Annotated in this window: 13 protein-coding genes; 5 read left to right on the plus strand and 8 right to left on the minus strand. The window is 42.7% G+C overall.

Features of this window, described 5'->3' with window-relative positions; all coding sequences use genetic code 11:
• Positions 1-6: 6 nt before the first annotated feature.
• From MKZ11_RS09855 to MKZ11_RS09870, 4 genes are read right to left on the minus strand one after another with little or no spacing between them, the layout of a single operon-like run.
• Positions 7-1,494 (minus strand): Na+/H+ antiporter subunit D, encoded by a 1,488-nt coding sequence (locus MKZ11_RS09855; protein WP_340794247.1) that lies wholly within the window; start codon positions 1,492-1,494, stop codon positions 7-9.
• The gene (locus tag MKZ11_RS09860; protein WP_340794249.1) at positions 1,487-1,828 is read right to left on the minus strand and encodes a Na(+)/H(+) antiporter subunit C; all 342 of its coding nucleotides are present in this window, start codon (positions 1,826-1,828) and stop codon (positions 1,487-1,489) included. Before MKZ11_RS09860 ends, MKZ11_RS09855 begins: the two co-directional genes overlap by 8 nt.
• The gene (locus tag MKZ11_RS09865; protein WP_340794251.1) at positions 1,828-2,250 is read right to left on the minus strand and encodes a Na(+)/H(+) antiporter subunit B; all 423 of its coding nucleotides are present in this window, start codon (positions 2,248-2,250) and stop codon (positions 1,828-1,830) included. Before MKZ11_RS09865 ends, MKZ11_RS09860 begins: the two co-directional genes overlap by 1 nt.
• Positions 2,237-4,648, minus strand: a complete 2,412-nt coding sequence (locus MKZ11_RS09870) for a Na+/H+ antiporter subunit A (RefSeq protein WP_340794253.1) — start codon at positions 4,646-4,648, stop codon at positions 2,237-2,239. Before MKZ11_RS09870 ends, MKZ11_RS09865 begins: the two co-directional genes overlap by 14 nt.
• Before the next feature lie 396 nt (positions 4,649-5,044).
• Between MKZ11_RS09870 and MKZ11_RS09875 the strand changes: the two genes are divergently transcribed.
• Positions 5,045-5,620, plus strand: a complete 576-nt coding sequence (locus MKZ11_RS09875) for a YufK family protein (RefSeq protein WP_340794255.1) — start codon at positions 5,045-5,047, stop codon at positions 5,618-5,620.
• A 16-nt stretch (positions 5,621-5,636) separates the two neighbouring features.
• On the opposite strand, the gene MKZ11_RS09880 is transcribed toward MKZ11_RS09875, so the two are convergent.
• Positions 5,637-7,490, minus strand: a complete 1,854-nt coding sequence (locus MKZ11_RS09880; RefSeq protein ID WP_340794258.1) for a transglycosylase domain-containing protein — start codon at positions 7,488-7,490, stop codon at positions 5,637-5,639.
• A gap of 530 nt (positions 7,491-8,020) precedes the next feature.
• Positions 8,021-9,253 carry an MFS transporter gene (locus MKZ11_RS09885; protein ID WP_340794260.1) on the minus strand — a complete coding sequence of 411 codons (1,233 nt, stop codon included), beginning with the start codon at positions 9,251-9,253 and terminating at the stop codon, positions 8,021-8,023.
• Between the two features lie 223 nt (positions 9,254-9,476).
• Between MKZ11_RS09885 and MKZ11_RS09890 the strand changes: the two genes are divergently transcribed.
• Both MKZ11_RS09890 and MKZ11_RS09895 read left to right on the plus strand, forming a co-directional pair.
• Positions 9,477-10,064: a peptidylprolyl isomerase gene (locus MKZ11_RS09890; RefSeq protein ID WP_340796964.1), complete on the plus strand. Its 588-nt coding sequence runs from the start codon at positions 9,477-9,479 to the stop codon at positions 10,062-10,064.
• A gap of 55 nt (positions 10,065-10,119) precedes the next feature.
• Entirely contained in the window at positions 10,120-10,323 is a 204-nt protein-coding gene (locus MKZ11_RS09895; protein ID WP_445327044.1) for a hypothetical protein, read from the plus strand.
• A 22-nt stretch (positions 10,324-10,345) separates the two neighbouring features.
• On the opposite strand, the gene MKZ11_RS09900 is transcribed toward MKZ11_RS09895, so the two are convergent.
• The gene (locus MKZ11_RS09900; RefSeq protein WP_340794264.1) at positions 10,346-11,524 is read right to left on the minus strand and encodes a MalY/PatB family protein; all 1,179 of its coding nucleotides are present in this window, start codon (positions 11,522-11,524) and stop codon (positions 10,346-10,348) included.
• Positions 11,525-11,599: 75 nt separating this feature from the next.
• Between MKZ11_RS09900 and MKZ11_RS09905 the strand changes: the two genes are divergently transcribed.
• Positions 11,600-11,860 carry a DUF1871 family protein gene (locus tag MKZ11_RS09905; RefSeq protein WP_340794266.1) on the plus strand — a complete coding sequence of 87 codons (261 nt, stop codon included), beginning with the start codon at positions 11,600-11,602 and terminating at the stop codon, positions 11,858-11,860.
• Between the two features lie 180 nt (positions 11,861-12,040).
• Here MKZ11_RS09905 and MKZ11_RS09910 read toward each other — a convergent pair whose 3' ends face one another.
• Complete coding sequence (locus MKZ11_RS09910) at positions 12,041-13,375, minus strand: sodium-dependent transporter (RefSeq protein ID WP_340794268.1); 1,335 nt, start codon at positions 13,373-13,375, stop codon at positions 12,041-12,043.
• Between the two features lie 335 nt (positions 13,376-13,710).
• Here MKZ11_RS09910 and MKZ11_RS09915 point away from each other — a divergent pair, with 335 nt between their 5' ends.
• On the plus strand, positions 13,711-15,870 hold the full coding sequence (locus tag MKZ11_RS09915; protein ID WP_340794270.1) for an RNA polymerase sigma factor: 2,160 nt from the start codon (positions 13,711-13,713) through the stop codon (positions 15,868-15,870).
• The last annotated feature ends 12 nt before the right edge of the window (positions 15,871-15,882 follow it).

Raw genomic sequence — 15,882 nt, forward strand, 5'->3', positions numbered from 1 at the left:
CGTCATCTACTCCTTTAACACCGCATCAATATAGATGGATGGTTGTAGTAATACGTCTGTTGCATCCGTCATGTAAGGAACGAGCCATTCAGTACCAACCCCGAACAGCACAGATAGAATGACTAATGCAACAGCGGGCATCATCATCTTCCGATATGTCCGACGGTTTGTTTTCGGCAATTCCACAGTAGTGGGATCGCCCCAGAATGCATAGATGAAAATACGGATGACAGATAATAGAACGACAAGGCTCGATGCGAGGATAACAATACTCCCAAAGACATGCCCGGCCTCGAATGCCCCTTTAACAATAAGAAGCTTTCCAATGAACCCGCTTAATGGCGGAATACCTGCCAGTCCAAATGCTGCGATTAAATACATCCAGCCTAAAGGAGCATGCGTTTTCATCAATCCACCCATTTTACGTAAATTGGAGGTTCCAGTTACGTAAATGATGATGCCGATTAGAAGGAACAAGGCTCCTTTGATAAGCATGTCATGAATCAGATAGAAAACAGCACCGGATACCCCGGACTCGTTCATTTGCGCAGCGCCGAATAAAATGACACCTACAGCAATTACAATATTGTAGATAATGATTTGTTTTAAATCGAAATAGGCGAGTGCGCCAATACAACCGGCAATGATTGTGAGCAGTGCCAATGCGGATAATAACCCATGAGTAAACCCGATATCATGAACGAAAAACAGTGTGTACGTCCGGATGATTGCGTAGATACCGACTTTAGTCAACAATGCGCCAAACAGTGCAAGCACGGGAACCGGTGGTGCCGCATAAGATCCCGGTAGCCAAAAGTAAAGCGGGAAAAGAGATCCTTTTACACCAAACACGATTAAAAAGAGAATTGCAATCACCGTGATGATGCCCGGCTGTCCAATCTCAGCGATTTTCACTGAAATATCGGCCATATTCAATGTGCCGACAACGGAGTACAGATAAGCCACTGTGATAACGAATAATGCAGATGAAATGACATTGACGAGTATGTATTTAATTGATTCGCGAAGCTGTCTTTTCTCACCGCCCAGAACGATTAAAAGATAGGAGGCGATGAGCAGCACTTCGAAGAATACGAACATATTGAAAATATCACCTGTTGTAAATGCGCCATTGATACCTGTAATCATGAATAGGATAGCGGGATAATAAAAGTAACGCTCCCGCTCTTCGCCAATTGCGGTGAAACTGTATAGCACAACAAAGAGTGTGATCAGGATTGTTGTTGTTACAAGTAATGCAGACAACATATCGGAAACCATAGTAATTCCGAACGGAGCCGGCCAACTCCCAAGTGTAAGTGCCTGAACGCCGTCTGCTTTTACTTTTGCAACTAGGAAAAGTGCGGCAACCAGGCTGATTAGCAGCCCGATACAAGTCAATGATCGCTGTACCTTGATATTCTCCTTGAAGAACAGAAGGAGAATAGCGAAAAGGAATGGCAATATGATTGGAAATAAAAGCAGATTAATCATGTTCGTCATTTCCTTTCATGAGGTTCATGTCATCAGTCTGATGTTCAGCATACGTACGGTAGGCTAAAACTAGGATGAATGCAGTAACACCGAAGCTAATTACAATCGCCGTTAAAATTAAAGCCTGCGGCAAGGGATCTGCATAGTCAGTTACCCCTTCCGCTAAGACCGGTGGAGATGCACCACTTAGACCGCCCATCGTAAGGACGAGCAAATGAACACCATGACTCAACAAGCCAGTCCCGAGTATGATTTTCAGGAGGCTTCTGGATAGTATCAAATAGACAGCTGCCATGAAAAGGATTCCGATGACGATAGCCATTACAAATTCCATTAGGCATCCCCTCCAATCGTTTGAATCATCGTAACAGCTGCACCTACGACGACAAGGTAGACACCCGCATCAAAAATCATCGCTGTATGAAGGGAAGTTGTTCCGAACAACGGCAACGTAAAATCATCGAAAGCGTGTGTGAAGAACGGAACGTTAAAAAAGATTGAGCCTGCAGCTGTTCCTAGTGAAAGCAATAAGCCGATACCTGTCACAATTGTAAAGTTGAAAGGCAAAGCTTGTTGCACCGTTTTTAAATCGAAGGCGAGCAGGAGAAGAACAATTGCTCCAGTTGTAAGCAGCCCACCAACAAATCCGCCTCCGGGTGTATAGTGTCCTGCAAAGAAAATATGGATTGAAAAAAGGAAAATAATGAAGAATACGATCTTTGTTGTCGTTTGTAAGATGACATCATTTGTTTTCATCCGTATTCTCCCCCTTTCTTGACAACTTCAGACGAATCATAGCAAGTACTGCGATTCCAGCGATTGATAGAACTGCAATTTCAAACAATGTATCAAATCCGCGGTAATCTACGAGAATGACGTTGACGATATTACCGCCGCCCGCTTCTGTTGCAACTGTATCTTTGTAATACTGCGATATAGATGGAATCAGTTTTTGTGAATGGGCAGATAATGCAACGAGTGTGACCGTGATTCCGACTCCGGCCGCGATAATCAGATTCCCAAGCTTATTGCGCTTTGTTTGGCCGTGATTACTAAGCGACGGCAAATGCTTAAAGGCTAACAAGAACAAGGCAACTGATATCGTTTCAATGACGAGCTGTGTAAGTGCCAAATCGGGTGCCTTGAAAATAACGAAGAACAAAGCAACCGAATACCCAACGCCACCAAGTGCGATAATTGCAGACAGTCTTGTCTTGGCAAGCAGAACCATACAAACTGCGATAATCAGAACAATAGCGGTCAGGACACCGTATAAGTTTACCGGTGCAAAACTGTCCATATCGACAACGAAAGCTTCTTTAATGAATAGCGTCGCAGCTGTAATTGAAGCAATAAATGCAAACATATACATTAAATATGTGCGGATTAAACCTGTCATATAGAAGCGGGAAATACGGTTCATTCCGCTTTCACTAAATAACATGGCTGAATCATACAGAGCATTCAACGACAAGTATTCCGGCTGGATGTCATATAGTTTTTGCCATCTTGCCATTGTTAGGAATAAGACAATCCCGACTCCGACAAGTGAAACCGTCATCCACAATTCCGGAGCGTCAAAGCCATGCCAAGCCATTACGTGAACAGCGACTTCCGAAGGATGACTGTACAAACCAGGTTGGACAGCCATCACAGCGGGTTTCACAAACCATTTCCCAATCAGATTCGGGATGAAGAAGATGCCAACTACTAACGCCGCGAGAATAACGGGAGATACAAGCATCCCGATAGGTGCTTCATGCGGTTTATGCGGTAGTGGTTCGCTTTTTCGTTGACCTGCGAATGTCTTGAATACAAAGTAAAAGCTATAGACGAATGTGAATACACTGGCAATCCAAGCGATAACAGGGAAGACGATTCCCCATGTCGCAAAGTTGAACAGTTCAAAATGGCGAATTGCCAACATCGATTGAAGGAACATTTCCTTACTCAGGAAGCCGTTGAATGGCGGCAGGCCTGCCATCGACATCGATCCGATGAATGCGACCGTGAAGCTGACTGGCATAATACTCATTAACCCGCCGAGTTTCCGGATATCCCGAGTACCGGTTTCATGATCGACAATACCCGCAATCATGAACAAACTACCCTTAAAGGTCGCGTGGTTAATCAAATGAAAGATTGCTGCGAATGTCGCGAATTTAAAAATCGGATCATCGGAGTGATAGGCAAGCGCACCTGCGCCAAGTAGAGACATGATGAGTCCTAACTGGCTGACTGTTGAAAAAGCAAGAATCGCTTTTAAATCGGTTTGTTTCACTGCGAAAATCGAGCCCCAGAACAGTGTCAAAAGTCCAATCCCTGTAACGAGCCAGATCCATACTTCAGAAACGGCAAAAATAGGCGTGAACCGAGCAACAAGGTAGAGACCAGCTTTAACCATTGTTGCTGAGTGTAGATAGGCACTGACTGGTGTAGGCGCTTCCATTGCATCCGGAAGCCAAATATGGAACGGGAACTGTGCTGATTTCGTAAATGCACCAAGCAACACGAGAACGAGCGCCAGCGTAAAGAATTCATGCCCTATAAAAGTTGGAGCATTGGCGATAAGTTCACGGATAGAAAACGTATCTCCCATAATGCCTAACAGAATGAATCCTCCAAGCATCATCAGCCCGCCAAATACGGTGATCATCATCGATTTCAATGCACCAAATCGTGAACCATCACGCGTATTCCAATAGCCGATAAGCAAGAATGAGGAAATGGACGTTAATTCCCAGAACAAGTAGAGGGAAATAACATTGTCTGACTGCACGACTCCAAGCATCGCGCTCATGAAAATAAGTAGATAGACGTAGAAGTTATTTAGTTTCTCACGATTTTTATCGAGATAGAAGATAGAGTACAGTACAACTAATGCACCAATCCCTGTTATTAGTAATGTAAATAACAGACTAAGTCCATCAATATAGGAAACAAATGAAATGCCGAGAGACGGAATCCACTGCAACTCTGATAGTGCATGTCCACCGTCCATTGTCGTCGTGATGAATCCGGTGTAATAAATGAATAGGGCGATAGGGACTAATAAGACGAACCACCCAGTATGTATGGCTTTCAGTTTCCTGAAAAGGAGCGGAACGAAAAGGGCAACCACAATTGGTAGAAAAATCAATAACACGAATTCCAAGAAAATCCTCCTTCCTAATAAATGAACCATTTTATGTGTAAACGCGATACTTTTGCTAAAGGGGCCCAATAGCCAATGGTTGTCTTCCATTCACACATTAGTTTTCAGCGCTGGCGCGGCAAATTAAAAAATTGTCACTATCAGCTTAGCTTGCCTTCCTCTCATAGTTTTAATCAAAAAATAAAAAAAGTCCATCACGAAAGGGCATAGATACCCCCTTGTGACAGACTCCTCCAAGTACGTTCAATTATTTGATTGAAACAACTATATCATAGCTTATGAAAATTGTCTAATTGGAAAATAGTAACCATTCAGTCCTTCCAGGCTTGGTTGCTTAATCAGACTCTCTTCTTATATCATAGAAACGAAGAACTATTTAGAAGCTTGAGGTGTGCAATGAAAAATCCATATATATACGGTTATCTGCCATTCGTAACAATCGTTCTATTCAGTTTGACGTTTGGAGTCTACACTGTAAGTATGTCGGTAGAATTGTTCAAGGGAATTGGTTTGTATGCAGGAATGCGGGAGTTTTTAACAGACATCCAATTACGTGTTTTTCTGCTTGTCATCTATGCACTGCTATTTTTCATGGTTTTTTCAGCTTTAAAATTGATTGCGGAAACGATCCACGAAACCGCGATGTTATTCTTTTCTAAGGATGAGGAAGGTAAGTCGTATAGTGAGGCCCGCGGAGGTAATGTCATCTACTTTTTTGGCGCTCTTGCATCGGCAGGGGGCATCAGTTCAGTTAAACTATTAGCGGCTATATTTTTACTGACAACGTTCATCTACTTCGTATATGTCGTTTTTAAATTGAGTAAATTCATGACCATTGTCAGCACGATAGGTCTTCTTGTTTTTGAAATTACAGTTTGGGCAGTACTTGTCTCCACAATCATCTATATTTTATTAAAACTTTATAACGGAGTAATCGCGAGTTTGCCGTTCATTGGCAATAAAACGGACTAACCTTTCGATTGAATGGTTAGTCCTGAAGCAGAGTGGAAAATATCCGTAAATGGAGTTTCTGATCACTCAGAGCTTTTAAAGATTGCGGCCTATCATAGCCAACCCAGACGGCTGTTGTATAGTTGTCGTTTAACCCACCAACCCATAAATCTTTATAATGATCCGTCGTGCCCGTTTTCGCACCTGTATATGCTGTGGTATAAGAGATACCTCGACCGGTCCCGTTCAATACGACATCCGACATCATGGTACGGATCTGAGCGACTGTAGTGGGGGACCAGACTTCGCTCTTTTCAACGGGCCATTCGTATAGAACATTCCCCTCCCTATCCTTCACTGCACGGATTGCATGAACACTAGAATACGTCCCGTCGATGAAACTGGAATAAGCCCCTGCAAGTTCGATTGGCGTCATCCCTTTTGAAAACCCACCGAGGGCGGCAGCATAGTTCATATCGCGCTTCGTAATGGATTTGAAATGGAATGGTGCAATATAGTTAAATGCCTCTTCCACTCCAACCATCTGGAAAAGCCTAACGGCAGCTGTATTATGGCTTTTCCGAAAAGCCTCTTTAACAGTGACATTTCCGTAAACATAACCACCGATATTTGTTGGACAATACGAGCCGATGCAAAGATTGCCGCTGTTAATGGGCGTGTTCTCTGTATAGGGCCCGCTTTCAAACAAGGGCGCATAGACAAGGAGAGGTTTGATAGCGGAACCAGGTTGTCTGACAGCCTGAAATGCTCTGTGAAAATCAGCTTTTTTATAGTCTTTGCCAGCGAAGAGACTAACGATTTCACGGGTTTCATTGTCAATGACTGCGGCTCCTGCCTCCACGCCTGCCGGTTTTAAAAGGGAGGATATCTTTTGCTCATCCAGCTTTTGTTTTTTTGGATTGAGAGCTGTTTCGATGACGAGCCCGGCTGCCAATACTTCAGCTGTCCGTTCTTTAACTTTTCTTTCTAGTTCTATTTTCTCTGAAGTATCCCTCGCATTTGCAATTTTTTCTGTCAGACCTTCAGATTTTGCAATCAGATCAGCAAGCTCAGCGAGGACATATGTACTGTACGCGGGATAGTTACTTTCTTTCTTCTTAAGCTTTAATTCGATTGCTGTATTTTTAAACTCATCAGCCTGTTCAGCAGTTATGACCTTATTTTTTGTAAGAATGGTTAGGAGGCGTTCCTGTCTTTTTTTTGTTCGGTCGAAATGCTTTAACGGATTATACAAAGAAGGATTATTTGGAATCGCAGCGATGAAGGCCAGTTCAGCTTCATTCAACTCATTTAAGGGTTTGCTGAAATAATAGGTTGCGGCTGCACCGATCCCATATACATGATTGCCAAAATACATTTCATTTACATACATTTCAAGGATTTCTTCTTTAGTTGACTGTTTTTCCAGCTCAGCAGCATAAAAAAGTTCTGTCAATTTTCGTTCGTAGGTCTTTTCGGTCGACAAAAAGCGCATCCTGACGACTTGTTGAGTAATTGTGGAAGCTCCTTGTCTAACATCATCGGTCGCAGTATTAACCGCAAATGCACGTACGATGGCAGATACGTCATATCCCCGGTGTTCGAAAAAGCCTGTGTCCTCACTTTCTAGAAATAGTTGACGGGCAAATGTAGGGACAGATGCTAGGGGGAGCGGTTCACGCCATTCTATGTATTCTTCTGCAAAAATGAGACCATTGCGATCTTTCATTGTCACAGGTACATTGTTTGCCGGAGAGGACAGTTCGATGGAATCACTCATCTGGCCTTTGAATGACTCAGCGCTTCTCAATTCAACAGCAATCGCACCTTGAACGAGAATAAGAACAGGGATAAATAAAAGAGCTATAAAAATACCGATAACCTGTTTCAACGCAGCGAACCTCCGTTCAGAAATCTTGGACTACAAAAAATATAACACACTCCCAAAAAGGAAGTGTGTCACTTTTTTAGATAAAGTATAGGTTTTTCATCATGAAGCGACTGAAATGTTTAGCGCTTCGGGTGATTCTTGGGTCTGATCAGTTGTTTGCGCTTTTCTTATTGTCCAGCTCCAGGCGCCAGCCGCTCGGGTCATAAGCAATCCGGCTATGTGGCAAAGAGCGCCACAAGCTGGATCGACTTATGCCTGTCGCGTCTAGCGGGCGCCTTGCGCTTTTCTTACTGTCCAGCTCCAGCGCCTAGCCCCTCGAGTCGCTTCAGTCCTTAAGTTAAAGGCAAAAAACGCCTTTCTCTTAAGGCCCTCCAGCGCTTTTCGGGTCTACCAAGGCGCTTGCGCTTTTCTTATTGTCTAGCTCCAGGCGCCAGCCGCTCGGGTCATAAGCAATCCGGCTATGTGGCAAAGAGCGCCACAAGCTGGATCGACTTATGCCTGTCGCGTCTAGCGGGCGCCTTGCGCTTTTCTTACGTATGTGTCCGTTCTTCTTCGGCTGCAAGAAAATCCTCGAAATCCTGTACGGGTTTTCGTTTGGCATAATAGAGAAATGCGAAACCAACAAGGAACAAGACACCAGTAACGATGAAGACGGACGAAATGCCGATGAAGCCACTGACGATTCCTCCGAACATCGGACCGATAATATTACCAAGGAAACGGAAGCTTGTATTATACCCCATGACTTCGCCCTGAATATCGATCGGTGCTTCACGTCTGACCAGCGCAGTCGTTATAGGAATCATTCCTCCAAGCGCAATGCCGAACAGCAGCCGCCAGAAAATAAGTTGCCATAGCTGGGTCACAAAAGCTTGAGGGATAATGAAGACGAATGACAACAGCAACAAAATTGAAAGAACTTTTTCATAGCCGATGTCATCACCGAGCTTACCCCAGCGGCGCGCGAACAAAAGATTGCCGACCCCTGCCGCACTAAATGTTATACCAGCTAGGAACGCCACGTCTTTCGCTTCCGTCAAATGAGAAACATATAAAGAAAGAAGTGGTTGGATACTGAAGTTCCCGACTTGGATAAGTGCTGTTACAATCATGACATTCAACATCAGCCGGTGATGCAGCAAGCCGCTTATAATCGCTTTTCGGGAATACTGAATCGCTTTCGGATTTTTTACCCGTTTCTGTTCCTTGATCCCGAAGAGGACGATAATCGCAGCAACAATCACGGAGATGGATGTAATGACAAAGGTATATTGGAAACCGAATGTATCCGCCAACAAACCTCCAAATACAGGGCCGAATAATGTCCCCGTTACACTACCCATCTGTAACGTACCGAGCATTTTTCCGGCTTCCTTTTTCGCGGTCTGGGAAGAAATGAACGCGAGAGACGTTGGAATGAAGCCTGTGACAACGCCATTCAAAAGTCGAAGAAGGAAAAATGCCTCGACGGAGTCAACAAATCCCATCAAGAAAACGGATGTTGCAATACCGAAGCCATTTATGAGAAGGATTGGCTTGAAACCATACTTATCGGCAATCCGCCCCCAAATCGGGGACATGATGAAAGCTGTGACGAATGAAGCCCCGAAGATTAGACCAGACCATTTTTGAACATATGCATCGGAATAATCACCGAACGTCTCGATATAAAGAGATAAGAAGGGCATAATCATTGTCATTGTCCCCGCAACGAGGACGTTGGAAATCCAGATGATGATAAAGTTCCGTTTTTGCACGTCCATATGAAGACCTTCTTTCCGCATCGTGCTCTTCTTACAGTATAAAACAGTTCGGTACACGAAGGAAGTATCATGCTTATTCGTCGAAATAGCTGATTCGATATGATAGACTAATTCAGGGTGAATGTTAATGAAAAAAGTGATATTCTTCACACTTGCAGTCATTTGTATAGTCTTACTTATCACTTGGGGTATTAACTCAAAGAACTCAAAGGAGGCAACAACAATGTATCCACAATTATCGAATGAAGTAGCAGCAAACGAAGCACTTGTAGTTATGAACACAACAATGGGGCCAATTAAAATCAAGCTTTTCCCTGAACAGGCACCAAAAACAGTTGAAAATTTCTTGACGCATGCGGAAAACGGCTATTACGATGGCATTATTTTTCACCGCGTTATTGAAGATTTCATGATCCAAGGCGGCGACCCGACAGGAACAGGTATGGGCGGAGCAAGTATATATGGTGAAACATTTGAGGATGAATTCTCAATGGAACTGTTCAACTTAAAAGGAGCTCTTTCGATGGCGAACGCAGGTCCTGGAACGAACGGCAGCCAATTCTTCATCGTTCACGCATCAGAGGTTCCAGGTTCAGCCGATCAGATGAAAAAAGGCGGATGGCCAGAAGAAATCGCTGAAGCGTATGTCGAAAAGGGTGGAACACCTCACCTAGATCAAAAACATACTGTATTCGGTCAAGTTATCGAAGGCATGGATGTTGTTGACAAAATTGCAAAAGTGAAAAAAGGCCGTCAAGATAAGCCCGTTGAAGATATTTCCATCGAATCAATCGAGATTCTTCAAAAGTAATCTCAATTCTGTGAAATTAACAATGTGAGGAAGTGGGTAAGTGAACGTTCTATTAATGCCGTTCCTTTACTTTCCGGAAGATAAATCAGAATATATACCAGCTGTGTTTTCCTTTGTTTTTTTCATGATTCTTTTAGTATTCACATTTAGGTGGATACGAAACAATTCGAAGAAACAAGAATTAGAAACGAAAGAACTTGAAGCACGCATTTTGCGTGAACGCGGCGAAGAAAAAGAAAAACAGCATCCTCGTGATTGAGGATGCTGTTTTTCTTTGGAGATTATTTATCACTCATCGCGGTGATAAAACGGTTGACCCCATCTTTGACAACCGAAAGCGGTGTAGCGACATTCATGCGAAGGAAGCCGCGTCCCGCTTCACCGTATTTCGTTCCTGGTTCAAGTGCAAGTTTCCCTTTATTCAAAAGCCTGTCCATCATTTCTTCTTCAGTCAGCCCAGTGCCGCGGTAGTCAATCCAGAGAAGGTATGTACCATGCGGCTTCGCGATTTTTAAAGCAGGAATCGCCGATGTCAGTTCTTGAATTGCGTAATCCATATTGCCCGTAATCGTATCTAACAGTTCTGCGAGCCAAGGGCCACCTTCTTTATAAGCGGCAGTCAAGGCTGCGGCAGCAAAGGAACTCAATTCCATCTGCCCGTGTGACAATGCATTCAAAGTAAGTTTTTCTCGTACAACTTCATCTGTTGCAATCATTAATGCCGCTTGGATACCCGCGAGGTTAAACGTTTTTGTTGGGGCAACACATGTAATAATACGTCCTATTTCTTCGCCGGCAAGCGTTGCAAGCGGAATATGCTTATAGCCCGGGAAGACTAGGTCCGCGTGGATTTCATCTGATAAAATCAAGACATCATATTTTGTACATAAGCGTAACATTTCTTTCAGCTCGTCTTCTTTCCAGACGATACCTCCGGGATTATGCGGGTTGCACAAAATGAAAAGCTTTACATTTTGTTTTAGGCATTTCTCAAATTCTTCAAAATCAATTGAATACACGCCGTCTTCTTCTTGCATAATACACTCGACAATATTTCTTCCCTGCCGTTCAGGAATTTGGAAGAAAGGCGGGTAGACTGGAGAAGTGACAAGAATGCCGTCTCCTGGTGATGTAAATGTTTCAATGACCGATGCGATTGCTGGTACAACCCCGTGGTGGAATAACATCCATTCGTTCTTTGTTTCCCATGCATGACGTTCAGAAAGCCATGTGCGCACCGCATCTTTACAGCCCTCACAAATATATGAATAGCCGAAAACTGGATGATCGAGCCGTTCTTTCATCGCATTGACAACAACTTCAGGAGCAGCAAAATCCATATCGGCCACCCACATCGGTAAAATATCGGATGCATCTTCAAGTCCATAAATCAATTCCATTCGATCCCATTTGACCGAACGCGATTTACGCCGTTCAATCACTTGTTCAAAGTTATCCACGGAAATCCCCTCTTTCCTTTTTTCTCTACTATGTTATCATAATCTAGACTATTGAGAAAAATAAGGTGACTCATCGTGCAAACTATAGAAATGAATAAAAAGGCAATCGCACTTCTTGAACAATGGGATCCGTTTGATGTGGGACCAAAAGCGTATGAACTCGAAATCGCTGATGTTGTGTCGGATTTACATCATCTTGATCATCCAACCGACCTTGCAAAGCGAATTCGGGAAATTTACGAACATTCCTATGCTGTATGGATTCCAATCGAGAACTGTGTGCAAATTTCTTATAAGCTGTTGGCGATTAAGTACGAGGCGAAATGTATCGTCTGATTGTGCAAAGCTGTCCCCATTTGACTACGGGTACAGCTTTTTTAAAAGATAAAGTATAGGTTTTTCAACCTGGAGTAGTGTCTAGCTCCAGCTCCTAGCCCCTCGGGTCTACATAGGCGCTTGCGCTTTTCTAATTACGTAAAAAGACCCGCAAATCCAATTATAGGATTTGCGGGTGTTTTATGATGCGTTATATAGTTCGATAATCCAAACGATGAAAATGACGATAATAGCAACAGGTGCGGCATACCTGACGAGAAACTTCCAAAGGCTATTCATCACAGGATGCATGCGCAGCTCGTCGTCTGTTTGAGATTTTGTCAATACATAGCCTGCGAATATTGAGACGAGTAATGCACCGAGTGGCATACCGATTTTACTCGTCAGTGTGTCAGCAAAATCAAAGATGGAACCGCCGAATACTTTCACATCAGACAGGACTCCGAATGAAAGCGCACTTGGAATACCAACGATGAAGATGAGTATTCCGAATACCCATGAAGCGCGTTTTCTGCGATCGCGTTTCTCGCGGATTCCCGTTGACACGACAATTTCAAGCATCGCAATCGATGAAGTAAGTGTCGCGAAAAGCATCAAGATGAAGAAAATAATCATAAACACATTACCAAACGGAATCTGGCTAAAGATAGCTGGTAAAATGACGAAAATCAGTCCCGGTCCTTCAGCGGGCGAATGGCCGAGCGCGAACACAGCTGGAAAGATGACAAGTCCAGCTAAAATGGAAATGGTGATATTTAAGAGCGCGACATTCATAGCAGATTGCCCTAATTTTTCTTCTTTTGGCAAATATGACGCGTAGGTCATCATTGCAGTCACCCCTACGCTCAGTGAGAAGAAGGCTTGACCAAGTGCAACTAAGAACGTTGACCCTGTTAAGAGTGACCAATCAGGTACGAATAGGAAGCGAACGCCTTCCATTGCACCATCCAATGTTAATGAACGGATAGCAAGGATAATGAAGAAAATGAACAGCAATGGCATCATCCATCTGCTTGCCCGTTCGATTCCACCCTTGATTCCGCTTTGTACAATCCAAATCGTCAACCCCATGAAAACGGCTTGGGCAAACAGTACTTCCACAGGATTAGCGATGATTGTATTGAAAAGATCACCATGATTTGTAGCATCGAGATTGAGGAAAATGGCGCGTGTTAAGTAGGAAAGAATCCACCCTCCGACCACGCTGTAGAATGACAACAGGATGAATGAAATTGCAAGCCCAATCCAGCCAATCAAAGGCCATTTTTTCCCTGGGGCCAGTCGTTTTAGTGATGTAACTGCATCGGCCTGCCCCATACGGCCAATGACAAACTCTGCAAGTAAAATGGGAAGTCCGATTGCAATTGTACAAATGATGAATAGCAGAAGGAAGATGCTTCCGCCGTTTGTTCCTGCCATATAAGGAAACTTCCATATTGCACCGAGTCCGATCGCGCTGCCGGCAGCGGCGAGAACGAAACCAATTTTTGATGACCATTGATCACGTTGTTTCATAAGATATTCACTCATTTCATTAGGATACAGATTTTCTAATTGTACACTAACTAAAAACGAATACCATGGTATTTTAAAACAAATTACGACAATTCTTCGTATCATCTACAGTGACAAGGGGACGGGGGGAAACCATGAACGAAATCGAATTAATTACGAAAGCTCAACAAGGAGATAAAAGCGCGTATGGAGAGCTGATGATATAAATTATAGTAACTAAGGCTGTCACGATTCATTGTGACAGCCTATTTAATTGTAAGGAAAAGTCTGAAATCCTATCAATCTTTGGTATAGTTAAAATAATTAGTAAGCTGTATAGAAAGAGAGGATTGCCTATGGAAGAATTTGATTTGATTCAAAAGGTAAGGGCTGGGGAGATTGAGGCTTTTGAAAAATGGATGGACATCTATTCTGTAGACATTGAATGTTTCGCTGTGCAATATGGCTGTTCGGTAAAACAGGTGGGCGAAGTAGCGGAGGAAACGTTTAGAAATTTACATAATCAGCTGGATTCCCTTAACAATGAAGAATCGCTTGTTTGTGCACTATATAAAAATGCATTAACTAGTGTTAAACATGTTCAACAAGCTGATCGAACGAATGAAATGATATTCCCTTTTGAGGAGGATCAGGAATTACATGACCGGATTGCCCAGCTTGGAACTGCGATTAAAGTACCTTTTATACTATCGAGGTTTCATAAACTGACTGATTTTGAGATTGCAGCAATTACAGATACTTCTGTGGAAATCGTGGAACGAGCAATTACTGAAGCGTCCCATAACTTAGAAGTTGCGCAATTAGATAAAAAGCTGGAATTCCTTTATAAGTCATATGGGCGAATAACGACTTCATTCAGAAAAGAGCAGGTTTTGGCAAAACCGCAAAAGGAGATACAGGCGACTGGGAAATTGAAACAAACGCTATCTAAGAAGGCCATAATATCCTGGATTGCAGGGGTACTCGTTCTTCTCATTCTTGTAGCAGTCCCAGTTGTTACAGGGGAAGAGTATAAAAAAGCTTCAGCAGAAAGATATATTGAACGGCTGAAAGCTACGTTTGAGAAGGAAATTGATAGCCGTTATATCCAATTGGGTCTGACGAAATTGACTGAAAAAGATAGGATCGTATTGGGTCATAATATGTTCGATGACCAAGCACGTGAAGAATTCGAGGCGATGACGAGCAGATACGAACGCGTTATTGCTGAAACGGGAACACTGAATAAAAAGAAGATTAATGAGGAGTACAAAGAAATAATAAAAACAGTAGAGTTACCATCTGAAATGGCTGAGCAACTAGTTAAAAATTCACATGCGAACGATAAGGTGAAAAGCGAGGAATTCATAAAGGACTATTTGAAACAGTATGACATAATCCAACAAGCGTATTACATGATATTTATAAAACATGAACAAGTTATCACGGATGCAATCGGTAGTGAAGGCAGATCTCTCGAGAAGTTTATGGAGAAAAAAGATACCTATCCTGAAGACTTGCAAAAAGCATTGGATGGAATGATTAAACAAAACATCTACCCAACTTTTATAAATGAATGGGGAATAGTATCTCCAAGTTACGGCAGTAATGATTTCAGTGCTAAAATCCGATCCTCAATTCATAAAGATTTAGGTGGTTTTTTTACATTATTGGAATCCGGCCCTTTCGTCTCTTATCCGGGCCTATCACATTCTCTTAATGATTCGGTTGATTATTTATTGGATATGGAAAAAACCTTGATGGCGACAACGATGGATGATGAAAAAACGTACATGCTCGGTGGGGCTTACAGCGAACTCTTTTATGAAATCATAGGAGGGGAGGATCCCGATAGTATATTGGGAACTGATGGTAAGGTGAAAAAGGAGTTTCGTAAGGCTTGGAAAAGAATAGAATCTGCTGAAGAGGAGTCACCGTCAGCTTACTTTATGAAAATGATTAGTAGCGAAATGAAGGCGGGAGACTGGACTGGATCGGAAAGCCGTAATCGTTTTCAACCATTTCAACTTAAGCGGGCGTTGAAACTTACTAAAAGTGGAGAACTTGATACTTCTAAAAAGGATGGAATTAATAAACCCGAGACGGATATTGAGATGGTGTCATTTCCTAATCATTACTTTGAGAAGACAGTTAGAGATACTTACTATTCATTCTCGTCGAAACTTGACCAATCTGAATTACAGGGGGTAAGTCCTTTGGTTATTTTAGGTGTCTATTTTTTTGCAAATGATCAAGAAGATCCAGAAACAATGTGGCATCTATACAGTGAAACACAAATTTCAGCCACGCTTGAAGAATTTACCGAAGAATGGAGGCCATTAGACATGAATTTTTTTAGTCTAGATACTCTCAATTTTAATGGTATCGAAGAAGTGGCAGGTTCAATCGGATTTTACCGCGGAAATGAGTATGTTAACGGTGCACAGATGGTTTTGAATAATGATTTAGTATGGGAAATCGATCATATTGACTTAGATATGCTGCTAGTTGAATAAGGGGGTGACTTC

The organism is Sporosarcina sp. FSL K6-1508 (assembly GCF_038007465.1).
Lineage (GTDB): Bacteria > Bacillota > Bacilli > Bacillales_A > Planococcaceae > Sporosarcina > Sporosarcina psychrophila_B.